Source organism: Microcystis sp. MC19, from assembly GCF_003019735.1.
Taxonomy (GTDB): domain Bacteria; phylum Cyanobacteriota; class Cyanobacteriia; order Cyanobacteriales; family Microcystaceae; genus Microcystis.
This window is the reverse complement of the sequence record NZ_CP020664.1, coordinates 593,943-613,638: the sequence shown is the minus strand read 5'-3', so window position 1 is coordinate 613,638 and position 19,696 is coordinate 593,943. Positions and strand designations below refer to the sequence as shown.

At 40.7% G+C, this 19,696-nt stretch carries 14 protein-coding genes; 10 read left to right on the top strand and 4 right to left on the bottom strand.

Going from position 1 to position 19,696, the window contains the following annotated elements; translation table 11 throughout:
• Nucleotides 1-127 precede the first annotated feature (127 nt).
• From B5D77_RS03160 to B5D77_RS03150, 3 genes are all read left to right on the top strand, one after another.
• Nucleotides 128-370, top strand: coding sequence for a hypothetical protein (locus B5D77_RS03160; protein WP_106908264.1), 243 nt, complete (start codon nt 128-130; stop codon nt 368-370).
• Entirely contained in the window at nt 367-1,647 is a 1,281-nt protein-coding gene (locus B5D77_RS03155; RefSeq protein WP_106908263.1) for a protein kinase, read from the top strand. The genes B5D77_RS03160 and B5D77_RS03155 overlap by 4 nt, the downstream gene beginning before the upstream one ends.
• Before the next feature lie 111 nt (nt 1,648-1,758).
• Nucleotides 1,759-2,877: a hypothetical protein gene (locus tag B5D77_RS03150; protein WP_106908262.1), complete on the top strand. Its 1,119-nt coding sequence runs from the start codon at nt 1,759-1,761 to the stop codon at nt 2,875-2,877.
• 42 nt (nt 2,878-2,919) lie between these two features.
• Here the strand turns inward: B5D77_RS03150 and B5D77_RS03145 are convergent, their stop codons facing one another.
• The gene (locus tag B5D77_RS03145) at nt 2,920-4,734 is read right to left on the bottom strand and encodes an ammonium transporter (RefSeq protein ID WP_216824534.1); all 1,815 of its coding nucleotides are present in this window, start codon (nt 4,732-4,734) and stop codon (nt 2,920-2,922) included.
• A gap of 361 nt (nt 4,735-5,095) precedes the next feature.
• On the opposite strand from B5D77_RS03145, the gene B5D77_RS25650 reads away from it, so the two are divergent.
• Nucleotides 5,096-5,254, top strand: coding sequence for a hypothetical protein (locus B5D77_RS25650; protein WP_159036931.1), 159 nt, complete (start codon nt 5,096-5,098; stop codon nt 5,252-5,254).
• A gap of 160 nt (nt 5,255-5,414) precedes the next feature.
• Here the strand turns inward: B5D77_RS25650 and B5D77_RS03130 are convergent, their stop codons facing one another.
• Nucleotides 5,415-6,602, bottom strand: coding sequence for a glycosyltransferase (locus tag B5D77_RS03130; protein ID WP_106908259.1), 1,188 nt, complete (start codon nt 6,600-6,602; stop codon nt 5,415-5,417).
• Between the two features lie 150 nt (nt 6,603-6,752).
• On the opposite strand from B5D77_RS03130, the gene B5D77_RS03125 reads away from it, so the two are divergent.
• The 5 genes from B5D77_RS03125 (at nt 6,753) to B5D77_RS03105 (ending at nt 14,220) form a co-directional block, all read left to right on the top strand.
• Complete coding sequence (locus tag B5D77_RS03125; RefSeq protein ID WP_106908258.1) at nt 6,753-7,976, top strand: NAD(P)/FAD-dependent oxidoreductase; 1,224 nt, start codon at nt 6,753-6,755, stop codon at nt 7,974-7,976.
• Between the two features lie 30 nt (nt 7,977-8,006).
• Entirely contained in the window at nt 8,007-9,209 is a 1,203-nt protein-coding gene (locus tag B5D77_RS03120; protein ID WP_106908257.1) for an S-layer homology domain-containing protein, read from the top strand.
• Nucleotides 9,210-9,392: 183 nt separating this feature from the next.
• Nucleotides 9,393-11,618, top strand: a complete 2,226-nt coding sequence (locus B5D77_RS03115) for a heavy metal translocating P-type ATPase (RefSeq protein WP_106909945.1) — start codon at nt 9,393-9,395, stop codon at nt 11,616-11,618.
• A 167-nt stretch (nt 11,619-11,785) separates the two neighbouring features.
• The gene (hemE, locus tag B5D77_RS03110) at nt 11,786-12,850 is read left to right on the top strand and encodes a uroporphyrinogen decarboxylase (protein ID WP_106908256.1); all 1,065 of its coding nucleotides are present in this window, start codon (nt 11,786-11,788) and stop codon (nt 12,848-12,850) included.
• A 419-nt stretch (nt 12,851-13,269) separates the two neighbouring features.
• Entirely contained in the window at nt 13,270-14,220 is a 951-nt protein-coding gene (locus tag B5D77_RS03105) for an NAD(P)-dependent oxidoreductase (protein ID WP_008200758.1), read from the top strand.
• Between the two features lie 185 nt (nt 14,221-14,405).
• Here B5D77_RS03105 and B5D77_RS03100 read toward each other — a convergent pair whose 3' ends face one another.
• Both B5D77_RS03100 and cysC read right to left on the bottom strand, forming a co-directional pair.
• The gene (locus B5D77_RS03100) at nt 14,406-16,133 is read right to left on the bottom strand and encodes an ABC transporter ATP-binding protein (protein ID WP_106908255.1); all 1,728 of its coding nucleotides are present in this window, start codon (nt 16,131-16,133) and stop codon (nt 14,406-14,408) included.
• A gap of 549 nt (nt 16,134-16,682) precedes the next feature.
• Nucleotides 16,683-17,228: an adenylyl-sulfate kinase gene (gene cysC, locus B5D77_RS03090; RefSeq protein ID WP_106908254.1), complete on the bottom strand. Its 546-nt coding sequence runs from the start codon at nt 17,226-17,228 to the stop codon at nt 16,683-16,685.
• A 204-nt stretch (nt 17,229-17,432) separates the two neighbouring features.
• Here cysC and B5D77_RS03085 point away from each other — a divergent pair, with 204 nt between their 5' ends.
• Nucleotides 17,433-19,601, top strand: coding sequence for a transglycosylase SLT domain-containing protein (locus B5D77_RS03085; RefSeq protein ID WP_106908253.1), 2,169 nt, complete (start codon nt 17,433-17,435; stop codon nt 19,599-19,601).
• Nucleotides 19,602-19,696: the final 95 nt, after the last annotated feature.

Sequence of the window (19,696 nt, the reverse complement as noted above, 5' to 3'; positions counted from 1 at the left end):
GCCTACAGTCATAGAGCTTGAAGAAACCCTGGCGTTTTTGTGTCAGGGTATAGCCTGCTCTCCAAATTCGAGGTATCATAGCTGTAGGAGAAAAGATCGCTAGTATCATCATCCAAGTACCGAGGTTATGGTTTCTCAACTCGTTGGCGGATCGAGCGAGATTTGCTATAAACAGATAGCGGTGGGTACAATTTTCGCCTACTGGCTCAATGCGATGATGTTCGTTTGGAAGCGCAGACAGAATGACGGTTACTATTCCTTGTCTAAGTTTAAGTTCAAGCCGAACGATGTAGATAAGGAATTTTTTGGCGATCGCTGCGAATCAACCCAACTTTATGAAATCGAATTTAAGGCTAGGAGGATTTCATGAGTCTGGAAGGAACACATTCGTTTATTTGTAGAAATAAAGATTGCATTAATTGTGCGGAGGGAAAGCTTCATTATAAAGCAACGTACGTACAATTCACAGACAGACAAAATAGCTGTTGCTCCTCGTGTGACTGGAAACTAAGATGGGAAAGTGACAATCAAAAAATTTATTTTTTGACTCATCCCTGTGATAAAGGTGAAGGTAATCAGGGTAGTGTATATAAAGCTCTTGAAGTAAATTCTAATTCAAAAGGATTTGATACCGAAAAGATCTACGCTATCAAATTTTTAAGACAGACTCCTGATGTAGATACTTTTAATCGCGAGATAGAAGGACTACAGATATCTCGTAACTCTGGCGCACGGGTTCCAAATTATATTGACCATTATCATCCTCAACAGAGAGCATCCAATGGGAACGCTTCAGAAGATGCTTTTTTAGTTATGGAATTTATTGAAGGAGATAGGTTATCACAAAAAATTTTAGAGCAAACACAAGAGAACCAAACAGCAGGTAATAATGAAATATTTTCTCGAGAAAAAGAGATTTTCGGATATCTGATAGATTTATTAGAAACTTTGCATCTTATTCACAAAAATCGAATAATTCATAGAGATATAAAGCCTGATAATATTGTTGTCAGAAAACAAACTCAAGAAGTAAGAAATTTTACTAATGACAGAAAATTATATTTAGTAGATTTTGGGATTTGTAAGCACCTAGCTACTGATAGCAATACAAAATTCACACTTATCCAACCCCACACTCCTATATATGCCCCTCCAGAAATTTTAATCAGGAATACGCCAAGTTCACAAGAATCTCTAGATTCTAGTATTATAGAATTTACTAAAGATATAAGTCTGGAAAATTACGCAGAAACTAGGGATATTTATTCTTTAGGAATTACAATCTGTAAATTAATATATGAAAGATTTTATAAAAACTCTCAGACTGGTCAACTTGCCTATAAACGATATAAACCCCACGATACAAGATGGAACAATGCTATGGAAGAAGTTCGTAAGTTAGCCCCAAATATCTATTGTATTGTTGACAAAATGTTACGCTATTATCCAGATGAACGTTATCAGACCGCGATCGAGGTTCTCCTGGACGCGAGTACACAAGCGTGGTACACTTATAACCAGGAGGATTTTTGGCTACTTCAGGAAAAATTTTTACAAGATGCTCATAATTGCCAAATACCGAAAACTAAACAACATGAGATTTTTTTACAAAAAAGTTGGAACAAACAATTGGATAGAATTTTATGACACAACCAAACCAATAAATAGTAATTGATAGAATTTTTAATATTTTGGGATTTTCCTATAAGCACTCACTCGTTCTATAGTTCATGTCTTTAAAATAAAGGAGTATTTTTTATGGTTAACCCCGATAATCAAGATGATTTTAAGAGTCTGTTAAATAATTTTAGACAAATATGGGTGAGCAGCGATGATAATCTTAGAGATGATTATGTGTTCATTGTCAAAAAAATAGCAGAGTGGACAAATAAGGATGTATTTCTTGGTAGGATTCTGTATGAATTTTTCCAAAAATATAAAAACGATACGTCAATAATTCCCGATACCATTAGTGAAGAAAATATAAACCAAGTTGAAGAAAGAGTCATCGAGCATCTGAAAAAAGATCCGTCAATTAAAAGTAAATTACAAGAATTTCAAAAACAGATTACCCAAGATAGCTCATGCGCTGAACTTGTAAATATATTACAAGAAATATGGGAGCAATCTAATGATGAATCGATAACAGTAAAATCATCTGATCAAGAAAAAATCGACAAATTAATCGAGATTGGCTTGGTTAAAAAAGATGATAAAGAAAATCCAATTCCAATTCACTGGATTTATAAGGAATTGTTTTTATTAGATGACCTTGCAGCTTCGCTTTCGGCTTCACCAACACCTGAGTCTTCATCTATACAACATCCAAATTCTAATACTGACAGACAAACCGAATCGGTTACTAATAAAGGATTAAAACCTATACATTCTGGACTATTCGTCGTCATACTTTTATTGGGTTTGATTATTTGGCGGTGTCAACCTGATGATGATCAAGCAGGTAATGGATCTGATGGAAGTAGTCAATCTGTCAATCAGGAATGTTTAACAATTGACGATAAGCTTTCTTTGAAAGATTTGAGTATCGGAGATTCCAGTAATGGAGACAAAGATCTCATCATTAAAAGAGATCGAGCGATTACCGATATAGAAAAGTTTTTAAGCCAACAACCTCAAAAAAAATCTCTGGGCGAGATTTGTGGAGAAAACTATGGAACGAGATATGCAGAGTTACTTTACGATCAGGCAATTGCTGTTGCTAGTCAGGCATACTCTCCTAGCACATCTCAAATAAAATATAGTCGGCGGGAAGACGCTTTATGCCTTATCAGAGAGAAAGATATTGAAGGCAGCAAATATACATTTCAACAAGTTAAAGACCGTTTGAAGAAGTGGGAAGCCACCTGTCCGAATTAATTGTTTTACTTTTGATTGCTTTTCTGTTTTTTGAGTTCATCATTATATTTTATATTTTTTCAGTTCCGTTTCTCTGCTGGAGCGTTCTGGATCGGAAAACATCTTGTAAGTACCTACATACTCATCTTCAACCGAGAGTCTGAGTCCATATCTAGCCCTTAGCAATAAAGTTTTCCACCAGCTTATAGTTCCTGTAATTGTTATCTTTTTTTCTCCAAAAGATTCAAATTGAAATATCAACAGTCCTAACACTATCCAAGATATCAAACTTAAAACACCGGTGACCAAAAAAATGACGAGCGCCCCAATAAACTGAACCCCAAAAATCTTAAACTTATCGAGAAGATTATTGATTTCTATCTTATAGACAAGAGAATCTGGATCGGCAAACATTCCTACCGCTATCGTTCCCCATAAACCACCCATTAGATGAACAGAGATCGCTCCAACTGGATCATCAATTTTTAGGACATTCGGTAATATTATAAGTTCACCGATAATAATAAGTAGTCCACCAACAAAACCGATAATGATCGCATCTTTAATACCCACATACGCTGAAGATGCTGTTATGGCTACCAATCCTCCCAAAATACCGTTGATAAAGTTTCCTAGAGTAGGATCACTTTTAGCAAAAAAAGGAGTAGATATTATGGAAGCGATTCCCCCCGCGGCCGAGGCGATTAAGGTCGTTACTACAATATGGCCGATATAGGATAGATTAGGAGTGCTTCCGCCATTGAAGCCGATCCAGCCAAGCCAAAGAATAAATGCTCCAAGGGTGACAAATCCTGGATTATGAGCTATTTTTAAATTTTCTTGATATTCTGGTGGAGCATAGTATCTATCAGATTGAACAATATCTATGTCTTCCTGCGGATCGTAACTTTTGTCATTCTCTTTAAACTTACAAGTCCATCGCGGACCTAGTATCCATGCTCCTACTAAAGCCGCTGTCCCTCCTACAGAATGAACGACCGCCGATCCCGCGAAATCTCTAAATTTCAATTGGGATAACCAGCCATAGGGTCCCCAAACCCAATGACCCACAACAGGATATATCACTGCGACTAAAAATAAACTAAAAAGGCAGAAAGCAATGAATTTAATTCTTTCCGCTACCGCACCAGAAACAATCGTTGCGGCGGTTCCCGCGAATACTAACTGAAAGAAAAATATTGAAGCAAATGACCGATTAGGCCACAATTCCTTTAAACAAGAGAATCCTGATGAAGGAAACCCTAGAGGGTTGTTACCAGTCTCTGATCCTGACTCCCATGTTGAAAAAGGTAACTCGATCAAACCGAATCTACCGAAAACACTCAAAATTTTAGATGGATCGGAAATAGGGCAAGTGATTTGGGATGGGCTTTGAAACAAATCAAGTCCATCCCCGAACATTAGTTTAAAACCGATTAAGTAAGCTAGAGTCGCGATACAAAAAACAACTACATTTTTTGCTAAAACATTAATCAAGCTTTTTTGACTACAAGAGCCAGCTTCTAATAAAGCGAAGCCAGCATTCATGAAAAATACTAACGCGCCCGCAGTGATTAACCAGATAGTATCAACTGGGGAAAAAGTGTTAGAGTCGCTATCCTGTGCCATCACCGCGTGACTCACTAGCAAAAGTGAAACGGTCACGCCAAAGAACAGGCAATATTTCCCGATCGCCAACCAACGACCGCGACCTTTTTGGAGATTATAAATCTGTTGACGGATTTTCATTACACTTGATAGCCATAAAAAAACTTCACCTATCTGTGATTGTAGCAACGATTTCGATCGAATCCCAGGATATTGATTAATCCCAAGCGGATTGTGAACCGTGCCTTTAGGGACTCCTTTACCAGCCATATTTTTACCTGAAAATCTTTAACACATTCCATACTAACACGGCTAAAGAAAATGTCGATTATTCCTTGCTGACGTGCTATAATAAATCTTATCAACTCAAGGGCAAAGTGAGGGCAAATGAAGAGCCACCGAACCGGACATCTAACAAGAGCCTAATCGGTGGTAATCCTATTATAAAGACCCCACCCACCCACCCCCAAAAAACCAAACCATCGAATGACTCGATCGATTCCCTAACTCGATCAAATAATCCCACTAACCCAAGCGCAAAAATCATGAACTGCCCACAATGCCAATCCTCAGAAATTTACCGAAAAAGCCTTGAAAGCCTTAACATTTACTGCGATCACTGCGGGCACCAATGGCAAGCGGAACAAGTAAAAAAATCTCTGGCAACGGCACAGAAGCGAAAAAAAGCTATCCCCGCCACCTACTAAATATCGATGTGTATATATGCCCAAGCGATCAAAATAAATACTCTTTTGCCATCAACAACGGCAATGGGATCGCGGCTTTTTAGGAATTTGAATCAGACCCATATTTAAGCGGATGCTATGACTTGATCGAGGAAGCATTAGAATTTAGTGGACTGTTTTAGTTACTATTTTCTTGCACTAACATCAGATTTTAACAGGTCAAAAGCCTTATTTTAAAAGGGTTTTACTATTATTCAGCAGACCCTAATTAGGATAAACTCGCCCTTTCCAACCTCCCCCTTGACCGCGCCAATAACGCAGGGCAGAATCCACAGTCATTAAACTATAAAATAGGGCAATTAGGGGTAAAGTTAAAGCCCGCAGGGGGGATAATTTATATAGTCTTAAAGTCGGGCCATAGGAAAGGGCGATTAGTAATAAGGTGACGGCGCTAATTATAATAATTGATCTTTCTTTTAAGACCAATCCCCAGATTAAGCCCAAGGGGGCAGCTAAATAGGTTAAAAACATCCCGAAAATTGTGCCGATTAACCAAAGTATTGAGTAATTTAGTTGTGTGAAGGCGGTGCGGGCTACCATATTCCAAATGCTGGCTAAATCGGGATAGGGACGGAGACTATAGGTGCTTTTTGTTAATCCTAACCAGATGGATTTCTCGCTATTTTCGGGGTGATTTTGCAGATATTTTTTAACCGCAATCGCCAAAGAACAATCATCAATTAAAGCTTGTTTAAGAATCTCAATACCGCCAATTTTTTCTAGGATATCTCGGCGAATTAAAATGCAACCCCCAGCGGCGGCTGCTATCGGGGAATTAGGATTATTAACTAGGGGAAAAGGATAGAGTTTCTCGAAGAAAAAAACAAAGGCAGGAATAAGAAATTTTTCCCAAAAACTGTCACAGCGTAGCAACACCATCAGGGAAACTAAAGCTTGTTTTTCCTGTACTGCTTTAGTAACTAATTGGGTTAAATTATCTGGTGCGTGGGCAATATCGGCATCGGTAAAGAGAAAATAATCGGGTGCAAATTTCTCGGTAGCCTCTGTTATTCCCTGTTTCATTGCCCATAATTTACCCGTCCATCCTATCTCTAAAGGTTGTCCATAAATAATAGTTATTTGTCCAGATTTATGAGATTGATCAGCAATTTCTTGGGCAACTTTTCCAGTGCCATCACTGCTTTGATCGTCAATTAAAATAATGGAAAATTCGCCTTGATAATCTTGGTTAAAGAGGGAGGTTAAACTGATAGGTAAAACGTCGGCTTCGTTTCGTGCGGGGATAATTGCCGAGACTTTTGGATAATTTGTTAAGGGAGAAGTGACAGGATTAATTTTTTGGTTAGATAGCCAAAATTGTCCCCTGGCTAAGATTAAATATAACCAAATTATTAGCGATAGGAAAGTAACTAATAATAAGAAAAATGTCATAAGCTGGTGGCCTTTCGATGAGGGAACAGGGAATAGGTTAAAAAGAGGATCAAATTTAGATGCACAACAGCTTAACCAGTTTGGGGTTTAACAGAGGGCATTTAGGGTAAAATAAAAGCAAGTTAGTAAGATTAGGCGAGGGAGTAAATCATGGATTATGATGTCGTAATTATTGGGGGCGGACCAGCGGGAGGTCACTGTGGTAGATTATTAAGTGAAAAAGGTTATCGTGTTCTTTTAGTGGAACAACATTCTAGTTGGCAAGATAATAACTTTTCTAGTGCCGCTTCTCCCCTAGAAATTTTAGAACAATTCAATCTCCCCGAAACCGTGGTGGCTAGGTTTTGGAAAAATATCGAAATTATCTCCACTAGCATACATCATTTTTGGTCATCACCGCAACCTTTAGGGGTAGTTTTTGATTTTGCCAAATTGCGAGAGTTTTTAGCCGCAGAAGTGCTGGGTTTGGGGGGAGAAGTTCGTTTAGGTTGTCGTTATCTGAAATATCAACAGATGGAGGATCAGCTAACTGTTTTCTTGAAATCAAAAGGCGAGAAAATCGAGACAGTTACTACTCGTTTATTGGTTGATGCCACGGGATACGCTAGAGCAGTTATGTATAAACATAGACGAGAAAAACCTGATTTTCTAAAAGCAGTGGGCATTGAATATTTAATTACTGTGCCAGAAGTAGATTATCAAAAATATCAAGATAATTTAGTGTTTTTTCTCGGTCATAAATGGAGTCCTAAAGGTTATGGCTGGATTTTTCCTATGGATAATCAGCAATTAAAAATAGGAGCGGCTTGGTTAGAGGGAGAACATCCTTATATTTCTCAAGTTAAGCCTTTAAAAAGTTATATTACACAAATTATTCAAACCTACATTAATCTCTCTAAATATGATATAATCGACATCCATGGTTCTATTTTAGAATATTCGCTCAATCTGCAAGATATTTATTATCAAGAACCGAATATTATAGCGATTGGTGATGCGGTTTCTACGGTTAACTTTTTAGGAGGGGAAGGTATTCGCCATGCTATGAAAGGAGCCGAAATTGCTTGTCAATACATGGAGGAATATTTACAGGGAAAATCGAGCAGTTTTGGACTTTATCAACAGCGGATGCAAGAATATTTTCAACCAAAATGGAATTTATCCGATCGCCTCAGTCGCAAAGTTTATTTAGAATATAGTGATGCGCGTATAGATCAAGGAGTATCCTATCTCAAGTATCTTTCCACCCAGGATATAATCGACGTTTTATTTTACTACAAATTTGAAAAATACACAAAAGGGTTAGGAGGATTTCTGCTGGGTAAATTACGTCAATGGTGGCGCAGAATTTTCCCTAGTCAAAACCCCGGGTAAATAAGCTAGGATAAAGCTAAGGAAACAATATTGGTAAAGACCGTGAGTAAGTTTATTCGCTACAGTACAATGATCACTCTGCTGGGCATTTTAGCAGCCTGTAGTGGCAATCCTGCCCTAGAAAATCGTCTGGCTGCCGATCCTAATCTACAAACAAATCCCATACCAGAAAACTCTCCTAATAACCAGCAATTACCCGCAAATTTTCCCGCAGAAATTCCTCGATATAGTCAATCAGAATTATTATCCGTGCAGACAAATCTTGATAATACCAGTGGGCAAACCCGTTGGCAATCCACCGATCCCAGCAATGCGATCGAGGCTTTTTATCAACAGGAATTAGTTAATAATAATTGGGAAATTATTACTCCCTTTTCTGGGGAGGGAGTCAATAGTACCCTAACGGCCCGTCGAGATAATTTAGAATTAACTATCACCATAACTGCCACTTCTCCCAAGACCGAATATAGCCTTGATTATCGTCCAACGGGAACCCCGATTGCTTCCCCTAGTCCCTCCCCTATTTCTTCCCCTTTACCCAATCTTAATCCCACCAGTTTTAACGATCTCGAATCCTTACCTAATCCCTTAAAAAGCCACATTCAAGACTTAGCTAGATTAGGAGTATTAACAGGTAATAACAATCAGTTTAACCCTAATGATACAATAACGCGCCGAGAATTTGCTCGCTGGTTGTTACAGGCTAATAATGCCATTTATGCCAATGTAGCGGGTAAACAAATCCGTTTAGCTACTCCCAATAGTTCCCCAGCTTTTAGTGATGTTAAAAATAACGCTCCCGATTATATTTATATTCAAGGATTAGCGGAAGCGGGGTTAATTCCCTCTCCCTTAACGGGAGATAGTAGCGCCCTTTTATTCCGTCCCAATGCTCCTTTAACCCGGGAAGATTTAATCGCTTGGAAAGTGCCATTAGATATTAGAAAAGCTTTACCGAGCGCCAATCTTGATACGATTAAAAATACTTGGGGTTTTCAGGATACTAATAAAATTAACCCGCAGCTGGTGCGCGCTCTTTATGCCGATTTTCAAAATGCCGAACAAGCTAATATTCGGCGAGTTTTTGGTTTTACTACCCTATTTCAGCCAAAAAGACCAGTAACTCGCGCTGAAGCTGCCGCTACTTTATGGTATTTTGGTTTTCAGGGTGATGGTGTTTCCGCTGCCGATGCTTTGCAGGGTCAAGATACGCAACAGAGTGGGGTTAATTGAAATTTGTCCATAAAACCTAAGGGTGTGTTAGGAAAATACAGACACTCTTTTTTACATTTCTTCATATCTATTCAGAAAAATTAACAAAGGATTCTTGACCCTGCAGCTAGGGTAATATTTTATGCTAAAGATAGAACTGTGCTGCGGGGGATTTTGTTGCTGACTTCCGCTGCTATTAACATTATGACCCATCAAACTCTCAAACTCGTCGGGATGAGTTGCGCTGGTTGTGCTAATTCGATCGAGCGGATAATTAAATCTATCCCTGGAGTGATTCGATGTCAAGTTAATTTTGGCATGGAACAGGTGGAGGTGGACTATGATCCCAAGCGTACCGATCTTAACACTATTCAAGCAAAAGTTAGGGATGCCGGTTTCCAAGCTACACCGATAACGGAAATTAATCTCGAATCCAGGCCAGAAAAAGAACTTCTCCCTAAACTATCGATCGCTATTGTTATTAGCATTATACTTTTTATCGGTTCTTTACCGATGATGACGGGTTTATCTCTATCTTTTATTCCCCACTGGTTACACGCTCCCTTATTACAATTAATTCTCGCTACTCCCGTCCAATTTTGGTGTGGTCAAAGTTTTTATAAAAATGCTTGGAAAGCCTTTAAAAATCGCACCGCCACCATGGACACTTTAGTAGTTTTGGGAACCAGTGCCGCCTATTTTTATTCCCTGTTTTTAACCTTCGGGAGCGATTTTATTGAAAAACAGGGGTTTAATTCCCATGTCTATTACGAAGCATCAGCTATCGTAATTACTCTGATTTTACTCGGTCGTTTCCTCGAAAAACGTGCCAGAAAAGAAACGGCCGCCGCTATTAAACAATTAATGGGATTACAGGCAAAAACTGCTAGGGTAATTAGGGAAGAACAGACGCTAGATATACCAATAGAAGAGGTGAAGGTAGGAGATATAATTTTAGTGCGTCCGGGAGAAAAAATTCCCGTCGATGGCATAATTATACAAGGCAGTTCTAGCATTGATGAATCGATGGTGACAGGGGAAAGTTTACCCGTGCGAAAAACCGTCAATCAACAGGTAATCGGTGCGACAATTAATAAAACTGGTAGCCTACAAATGCAAGCGTTACGAGTGGGAAAAGATACGGTTTTAGCTCAGATTGTCCGATTAGTGCAAACCGCACAAGCATCAAAAGCACCTATACAAAGATTAGTCGATCGAGTGACCGCTTATTTTGTGCCGGTGGTGATGATTATTGCGGTAATAACTTTCCTATTTTGGATTCTCCGCACGGGTAATCTCACCCTCGCTTTGATTACAATGGTGGAAGTCTTAATTATCGCTTGTCCCTGTGCGCTAGGATTAGCTACACCTACCTCGATTATGGTGGGAACAGGACAGGCAGCAAAACAGGGAATTTTAATTAAAAATGCCGAAAGTTTAGAATTAGCCCAGGGTATTACTACTATTGTTCTCGATAAAACGGGAACTCTCACCCAGGGGAAACCAACGGTGACGGACTTCTTGACTCGCGAAGGGGTGAGGGATGGACGGGAATTATCGCTGCTGCAGTTAGTCGTATCGGTGGAGAATCATTCTGAACACCCGCTAGGAGAAGCAATAGTTAGATATGGGCAGTTAAACCAGATTAAAACCTTAGAAGTAACCGAATTTGACTCAATAACTGGGTCAGGAGTGCAGGGAAAAGTCGGGTCGGATTTAGTGCAAATCGGTACACAACAATGGTTAGAAAGTCAAGGGATCGAAACAAAAGTTCTTAAAAAAGTCGCCCACGATTGGGAATGGCAGAAAAAAACCGTGGCTTGGATAGCGGTTAACGGGCGTTTAGAGGGGGTGATCGCCATTTCCGACGTTTTAAAACCTTTTTCTTCTTCAGTGGTCGCCAAGCTCAAAAAAATGGGCTTAGAGGTGATGATGATGACGGGGGACAACCTCGAAACCGCAGAGGCGATCGCCAGCGAGTTGGGTATCCGGCGCTTTTTTGCCGCACTCCGTCCCGAACAAAAAGCCGAAAAAATCGAATATTTGCAAAAAAAAGGGAAAATAGTCGCCATGGTTGGAGATGGCATCAATGATGCGATCGCATTGGCGCAAGCGGACTTAGGTATTGCCATTGGCACGGGGACCGATGTAGCGATCGCCGCCAGCGATATAACCTTAATTTCGGGAGATTTACAGGGAATTGTGAGCGCTATTGAGTTAAGTCGGGCAACAATGCGAAACATCAAAGAAAATCTCTTTTTTGCTTTTATTTATAACCTGATTGCCATTCCCATCGCTGCCGGAGTCCTCTATCCTTTTCTGCTCAATCCGATTATTGCCGGTGCTGCCATGGCTTTAAGTTCCCTTTCCGTGGTGACGAATGCCTTGCGATTGCGTCGAGTTCATCCCAGGGTGGGGAGCAGGGTGTAGGGTGTGGGGTGTAGGGTGTGGGGTGTAGGGGAACAAGGGAGATAGGAAGCTGGGGAGATGGGGAGGTGGGGGGATAACTTTCGTTAACAATTCTTAAGGAAAAACCAGAAAAATTAGCTGTACGGGGGATGATACCGTAGAAAAGGCAATAGAATAATCATCGTGATATGACTGACTCCCCTGAAATACCTTATTTATTACGCGCTGCCAAAGGAGAAATCTTACCCCGTCCTCCCGTGTGGATGATGAGACAAGCAGGACGTTATATGCAGATTTATCGAGAATTGCGGGATAAATACCCCAGTTTTCGGGAAAGATCGGAAAATGCCGATCTAGCGATCGAAATCTCCCTGCAACCTTGGCGTGCTTTTCAACCGGATGGGGTGATCATGTTCTCCGATATCCTCACTCCCTTGGCGGGAATTGGTATTCCCTTTGATATTATCGAAAGTAAGGGGCCGATTATCGATTCTCCCATTCGTACTCAAGCGCAGGTGGACCAACTTAATCCCCTCGATCCCGATCAGTCTTTACCTTTTATCAAAACGATTTTAAAAACCCTGCGTCAAGAAGTGGGAAATAAATCCACTGTCCTCGGTTTTGTCGGCGCGCCTTGGACTTTAGCAGCCTATGCAGTGGAAGGGAAAGGTTCTAAAAGTTATTCTGTGATTAAAGGGATGGCTTTTTCGGAACCCTCGGTACTGCACCAATTTTTAGATAAATTAGCGGATATGATCGCCACCTATGTCCGTTATCAAATTGATTGTGGGGCGCAAGTGGTACAAATGTTCGATTCTTGGGCGGGTCAATTAACTCCCCAAGATTACGATGTTTTTGCCTTACCCTATCAACAAAAAGTAGTCCGTTTGGTGAAAGAAACCCATCCCGATACACCCTTAATTCTCTACATTAGTGGCAGTGCTGGCGTTTTGGAAAGAATGGGTAAATCGGGGGTTGATATTGTCAGCGTCGATTGGACCGTGGATATGGCGGAAGCGAGACAGCGTTTAGGTAAATCGATGATGGTTCAAGGTAATATCGATCCGGGGGTTTTATTCGGTTCCCAGTCCTTTATTCGCGAGCGGATTCTTGATACTATTCGTAAAGCGGGTAATCAAGGTCATATTCTTAATTTAGGTCATGGTGTTTTGGTGGGAACTCCTGAAGATAACGTGCGTTTCTTCTTTGAAACTGCTAAACAAGCGGATCAATTATTAGCAGTTCACGCCTAGGATGTCGTGATCAAGGTTTAGGGAATAGGGGTTAGGAGGTAAGGAAATCGTCTGTAACACCCAACACCTAAGAGTGCATCCCATAATTTAAAATCTACTAAGTTGGGATTCTCTGATAACTTCTGTTAAAAAACTGTGCTTTCTAGGTTGTTTGTTTCCAATCCAGACTCTTGGGGGGTTCTACCCCCCAAACCCCCCGTCGGGGGACGAAGCGCCTCCCCCGAACCCCCTGCGCATTAGTTTTTTTGTGGGATGCTTACACGCAGCTGCTGATATATTTGTAATAATTTAAGAGTCACTGACCATTACTCATTTTTGATATTTCTGCAAAGTTTAGATGCAGCTCTCCAAAATCCGAACCCGTGACTCACTTTTTACTTTCACACTGTCCCCTAAATTCTGCTGGATCAATTAAAATAATGAAAAAAATATTTCTAACGGGTGTGAGTGGCTGTATTGGGCATTATATCGCCGAGATTTTACTGGAAAATCCCGACTATGAATTATATTTTTTATTGCGTAATCCCGAGAAGTTAAAATTTACTTACCAAGGGCGATCAAATGTTCATATACTTTTAGGCGATATGGAAAATATTGGGGTATATGCCGAGCTTTTAAAAACAATGAATATAGCGGTTTTAATCGCTACCAGTTGGGGAGGAGAGGAGGAAAGTTATCAGATTAATGTGGTAAAAACCCTAGAATTAATTAGTTATTTAGATGCTCAAATCTGCGAGAAAGTCCTCTATTTTTCTACTGCCAGTATTCTCAATCAAAATAATCAACTTTTGCCCGAAGCTGGGGAAATAGGAACTAATTATATCCGCACCAAATATATTTGTTATAGCAAATTTACTGACCTAGAAATTGCCGATAAAATTATCACTTTATACCCCACTTTTGTCTTAGGTGGTGACGAAAATAAACCCTATTCTCATATCTATGGTGGTTTACCGGATGTGTTGAAATATATCGGTTTAGTGCGTTGGTTTCAAGCTGATGGCAGTTTTCATTTTATCCATGCCAAAGATATAGCTCAAGTGGTGAATTATTTAATCGAAAATCCCGCACCAGAAAGCAAAATTGTCCTAGGCAATCAACGGACAACAGCTAACCAAGCAGTGGAGGAAATCTGTACTTATTTAAATAAAAAAATCTACTTTCGCATTCCTTTATCTTTAACCATTGCTAACTTTTTTATCAAAGTTTTTAACTTGCAGATGGAAGCATGGGACCGCTTTGCGATGAATTATCGCCACTTCACCCACTTTAAAACCTATACTCCTGCTGATTTTGGTTTAAAAAACTATTGTTCCACCCTCGATGATGTTTTAGCTTTGCGAGGAATTCCCCGAAAAAACCCTAAGTAGAGGGAACAGAAAAATATCGGCTCTCCCAGCTTTGGTGGGTAAAATGTATTCTAAGATACATTTCTCAAGAGCGAGGGGGTGGAACGAACCACAAAGACACAAAGGACACAAAGATCGATCGATCCTATGTCAATTAAACTTATCACACAGAACCTAGAAGAGCCCAACTCTTAATGCCAAATAGACTAATCTTGAAATTGTCTAGCATGAAATTGAGCGTAACGACCATTAAGATTTAATAACTCCTCGTGATTACCCACCTCGATAATTTCACCCTTTTCTAAGACTAAAATACGGTTAGCTTTTCTGACAGTTGCTAATCGGTGAGCAATAACAAATACCGTGCGCTCCGTCATAATTCTTTCTAAAGCTTCCTGCACTAAAGCTTCCGATTCCGAATCGAGCGCTGAAGTTGCTTCATCTAAAATTAAAATTCTCGGATTAGATAAAACCGCTCGTGCGATGGCGATTCTTTGTCTTTGTCCACCCGATAAATTAACACCTCTTTCTCCCACATAGGTATAGTAACCCTGGGAAAGTTCACCGATAAATTGATGAGCGTTGGCAATTTTTGCCGCTTTTTCCACCTCTTGCAGATTAAAATCTCCCTGGCCAAAAGCGATATTTTGGGCTATAGTGCCAGAAAAGAGAATATTTTCCTGTAAAACTACGCCAATTTGTCGCCGGAGACTTTTTAAAGTCACATCACGAATATCCACCCCATCGATTAAAATCTTGCCGGCAGTGGGGTCATAAAAACGCAATAAAAGATTAACTAAAGTGGTTTTTCCCGCTCCCGATGCTCCTACTAAAGCAATCATTTCGCCAGCGTGTGCAGTAAAATTAATATTTTTTAAAACCTGTCTGTCCTCATTGTAAGAAAAATTTACTTGACAATATTCAACTTCTTTGCTATGGGGTTGCAGATTGATCGCATTCGGTTTTTCGGTAATTGTTGGCAAAATAGCTAACAATTCAAAAATCCGATCCATGGAGGCTTGACCCTGTTTAAATTGATTATAATTACTGGTAATATGGGCGATGGGATCGATTAACATTGCCACCGCTGCCACATAACTAACAAAGTCAATTCCAGTTAAATTCTTTTGGGAAATTTGCCAACCAGCGAGAAAGAATAAAAAGATGACACCGAGAGCTTGTAAGAATCCCACCACGACGTATTGTAAAGCTTTGGTGGATTCTGATAGGTATTGAGCGCGGCGATTTTCCTCCGCTTCTTGAGCAAAAAGCTCGGTTTGATAATCTTCAGATGCGAAAGCTTGCACCACACGAATACCGCCAAAAACTTCGGTTAATAACGAAGAAAGATTAGATATTTTCGCCTGAGCGCGACGAGCATATTGTAATAATTTTTCACCAAAAAATCCCACCAAAACTCCTAACAAAGGAGCGATAATAATGACAGCGATCGTCAATTGCCAGTTAACAATAAACATATAGGCAAAGACGACAATTAACTGTAAGGCTGAGGGAATAAAATCGTGGAAAAATTTGTTAATTACTTCCCCAATGCGATCGATATCTTCCGTTAAACGATAGGATAAATCACCAGTTTTGGCCGTTTCAAAGTAATTTAAACCGAGGGTTTGCAGGTGAGCATAAACTTTTTTTCTTAATTCGAGAGCAATTTTTAAAGAAGCTTTCGCCATCAGGGAATCTTGTCCATACTGAGACATTCCCCGCAGTAAAAAAACCACTGCCCCCACCCCCGAAAGTGTGGCCAATGCTTGCACATTTCCCTCACCGATATATCTGGCCATTTGTCCGGCTAACCAAGCTAAAATCGGCCAAAATACCGTAAATCCGATCGTACAGATGAACGCCAAAATAATTGTTTGGGTTTGGGGACGGAGATAGGGAATGAGGTTCCAATAACTAGAGCGAGATTTCAAAATAATTTATCGCCTTTAAATATGTAGGTAGGTGTTAAAAACTGTCGGCACCCCCCTTATTAAGGGGGGATCAAAGGCAAAATCTATCTTCTCTTCAATTATAAATACTTACTTATTAAGTAGGTAGGCACAATTATTTGTAGGATGGGTTAGCGGTAGCGTAACCCATGCGGGCGTTGGGTTTCATGCTTCAACCCAACCTACGTTCATTTTATATTTAATTCCACCCACCTACTTAAGTATTCCTGCAAAATTAATTTGCTAGTCGAGACAGTTATCAGTTATCAGTTATCAGTTATCAGATTTAAGTTTTAAGTGAGCAGTATTAAATAGAAGTTTCCTACTGTCTTTTCACTGTTTACTGTTTACTGTTTACTGATCACTGTTTAGACAGTCTTGCACTTTAGCCAGAGATCTAATTAACTTTGCTTAGGTACTGAAGAAAAGGAGATTAACTAACAAATTGGCTTAAGGGGTTAATCGGGGAGTAGAGACGTTTTTAGTCCACGTCCCTACGATGTTTTCCAATAATACAAAGTTATTCTGGGATTAAACCGCCACAGCTTGATGAATGTAGCCTAATTCCGTCAATTTGTTCCAGACTTTGGCGACACTTTCCTCTAAAGTCTCTAAATCGGTGCGGCATTCCACTTCCGGGTTAAAAGGTGGTTCATAGGGATCATCAATTCCCGTAAAAGACTTGATTTCGCCAGCACGCGCTCTTTTATATAATCCTTTCACATCGCGCGCCTCACAGACGTTTAAGGGAGCATTCACGAAAACTTCGACAAAACTGCCAATTTTCCCCCGTACTTCCTCGCGAATCTCACGATAGGGAGAAATAGCTGAAACTAGGACAATCACACCGTGACGGGTGAGCAAATTAGACACAAAACCAATGCGACGGATATTTTCATCGCGATCCTCTTTACTAAATCCTAAACCTTTGGTTAGGTTCGTCCGTACTATATCGCCATCGAGAACTTCAATGGAATAGCCTTCAGCGATTAATTTTGCCTGTAATGCCTCGGTAATCGTGCTTTTCCCCGCACCGCTCAATCCCGTTAACCAAACCGTCACGCCGCGCTGTTTCATAGTAATCATTAATAATACTTAAATCCTGTTTAGCGTACCATATCTCAGGGATCAGTGATCAGTTACCAGATGGGAGTTTTCAGTTCACTGATTACTGATTACTGCTTACTGATAACTGAACAACCCCCCAACCTGATTGAAACAAACAACCTGTCACCACGATCATTGATAATGTATGTTGAGCTACTGTCTTGAATTAAGGTAATGTTTAAGAAATTCCCCCCTCACACCCCGCTCCTTCTTGGACTAGGTTCTGGGGTTGCGCTTTTTACTCTCACCAGTCTCTTTCTCTTTCACCCGAAACTTCTCGCTTGGCTCGATCGCAATAGTGCGTCGCTTCCTAGCCAAGATCCTAACCAACCCTCTGCCGTGGTTGATAGCGCTTCTTTACCACAAACCGAGCGAGATGTCAAGTTAAAAGATGTTGCCGATGCCAACTCGCCCTCTTTAGATCGTAGTCGCGCCCGCTATCTCCTGGCCATGGATTTATTGAGAAAATATGAAGGGGGTCCGGCTTTAAAACAATTAGAAGGCTTAGAAAAACAATATCCTGTCCTCGCTCCCCAGATTCTCCTCAAACAGGGACGCGCCCACGAATTAAGCAACGATAGTGAAAGAGCGCGAGAAATTTGGCAAAAATTAATTAAAACCTATCCCCAATCGCCCGTAGTGGCGGAAGCTTACTACTCTTTGGGCAAATACGACCCCAGTTATCAGGAAAAATTGCTCAAGCAATACCCCCGACACCCGCGCACTTTGGCTTTAATTCGCCAACGTCTTCAAGAAAATCCCGATCAATTTCCCTTATGGTTACAGTTAGCCAAGGCTAATCCTTTTGATCCTACCCTCAATCAGGCCCGCGATCGTTTGGTGAAAGACTACGCCGAGCAGTTAACTCCAGCGGATTGGGCAATGATTGGGGCAGGTTATTGGCAGTCGGGATTGTACGAAAAAGCCTATAAAGCCTACGCTAAAGCCACTCCTAGCCCCGAACAAGCCTATCGTTACGCCCGCGGGCTACAAATTGCCAAAAAACTGCCAGAAGCTCGCAGCGCTTACCAAAAATTAATTAAAACCTATCCCCAGGCCCCAGAAACCAGTTTAGGATTACTGCGACTCGCCCAAATTTCTCCTAACCGCGATGCCATAGCATATCTCGATCGCATTGTCAAGCAATTTCCCGATCGCGCTCCGGAAGCTTTGGAGGCGAAAGCCAAATTACTAGGATCAACTAATGCTCAGGCCGCTAGTCAAACATGGCAGACTTTATTAAATAAATACCCAAAATCCGACGAAGCCGCCGATTATCGCTGGTTAATGGCCCAAAGAGCCGCTAAATCCGGTGATTACGCCAAGGCGTGGCAGTGGGCGCAGCCAATTGCGGTTAATAATCCCGATAGTCAAACTGCTCCGAAAGCAGCCTTTTGGGTGGGAAAATGGGCGCAAAAACTCGGCAAAAACCAAGAAGCAAAACAAGCTTTTACCTACACTATTTCTCGTCATCCCCATTCCTATTATGCCTGGCGCTCGGCGGTTTTATTAGGTTGGGACGTGGGGGATTTTACCACTGTCCGCTCCTATAACCCTACCACCGTCAAACCCGCCACTCGTAACGATCCCCCCGCTGGTTCGGAAGCTTTCAAGGAATTATATCGAATTGGTGAAGATACGGATGCTTGGAATCTCTTCCAAGCAGAAATTGTCGATCCTTGGAATTTAACCGTTGACGAACAATTTAACCTCGGTGTCTATAAACTCTCTCGCAATCAAAATTTAGAAGGAATTAACCTGATTTGGCGCTTGCGAGAAAGAGATACCCCGGAGGAAAAGAAAGCCTGGAAACTCCTGCGACAAAATGATAAATACTGGCACGCTTTATTCCCTTTCCCCTACTACGATACCATCCTGGAATGGTCAAAAGATAGACAATTAAATCCCCTGCTAGTGACTGCTTTAATCCGGCAAGAATCCCGCTTTGAAAAAGAAATTCGTTCTCCTGTAGGGGCAGTGGGATTAATGCAAATTATGCCCGACACGGGTAAATATATTGCGGGTAATACTGGCAATAAAAGTTATTCTTTAACTAATCCTGAAGATAACATTATGATGGGGACATGGTATCTCGATTATACCCATGGCAAATTCGCCGGAAATTCACTTTTTGCCGTGGCTAGTTATAACGCCGGACCTGGGGCAGTTTCCAAATGGAAACAGCGTTTTGATTTTAGCGATCCCGATCAATTTGTCGAGAATATTCCCTTTAGAGAAACTAAGGGTTATATAGAATCGGTGTTTGGTAATTATTGGAATTATCTCCAGATTTATAACCCCGAAATTCAAGAGCAAATGAAGAGAATTACTAACCCTTCCTAGGGGATTGATGGGGATGGGTAATTAACTCATTCCCTTAAAGTTATAATTAAATTGAAGATAGATCCCCCCTTAATAAGGGGTGTGCCGATCCGGGA

Bases quoted from the DNA above. Each gene is read 5' to 3' on its own strand.
- B5D77_RS03160 (WP_106908264.1), top strand. From the start codon at position 128: ATGGTTTCTCAACTCGTTGGCGGATCGAGCGAGATTTGCTATAAACAG.
- B5D77_RS03155 (WP_106908263.1), top strand. From the start codon at position 367: ATGAGTCTGGAAGGAACACATTCGTTTATTTGTAGAAATAAAGATTGC.
- B5D77_RS03150 (WP_106908262.1), top strand. From the start codon at position 1,759: ATGGTTAACCCCGATAATCAAGATGATTTTAAGAGTCTGTTAAATAAT.
- B5D77_RS03145 (WP_216824534.1), bottom strand. From the start codon at position 4,734: ATGGCTGGTAAAGGAGTCCCTAAAGGCACGGTTCACAATCCGCTTGGG.
- B5D77_RS25650 (WP_159036931.1), top strand. From the start codon at position 5,096: ATGGCAAGCGGAACAAGTAAAAAAATCTCTGGCAACGGCACAGAAGCG.
- B5D77_RS03130 (WP_106908259.1), bottom strand. From the start codon at position 6,602: ATGACATTTTTCTTATTATTAGTTACTTTCCTATCGCTAATAATTTGG.
- B5D77_RS03125 (WP_106908258.1), top strand. From the start codon at position 6,753: ATGGATTATGATGTCGTAATTATTGGGGGCGGACCAGCGGGAGGTCAC.
- B5D77_RS03115 (WP_106909945.1), top strand. From the start codon at position 9,393: ATGACCCATCAAACTCTCAAACTCGTCGGGATGAGTTGCGCTGGTTGT.
- hemE (WP_106908256.1), top strand. From the start codon at position 11,786: ATGACTGACTCCCCTGAAATACCTTATTTATTACGCGCTGCCAAAGGA.
- B5D77_RS03105 (WP_008200758.1), top strand. From the start codon at position 13,270: ATGAAAAAAATATTTCTAACGGGTGTGAGTGGCTGTATTGGGCATTAT.
- cysC (WP_106908254.1), bottom strand. From the start codon at position 17,228: ATGAAACAGCGCGGCGTGACGGTTTGGTTAACGGGATTGAGCGGTGCG.
- B5D77_RS03085 (WP_106908253.1), top strand. From the start codon at position 17,433: ATGTTTAAGAAATTCCCCCCTCACACCCCGCTCCTTCTTGGACTAGGT.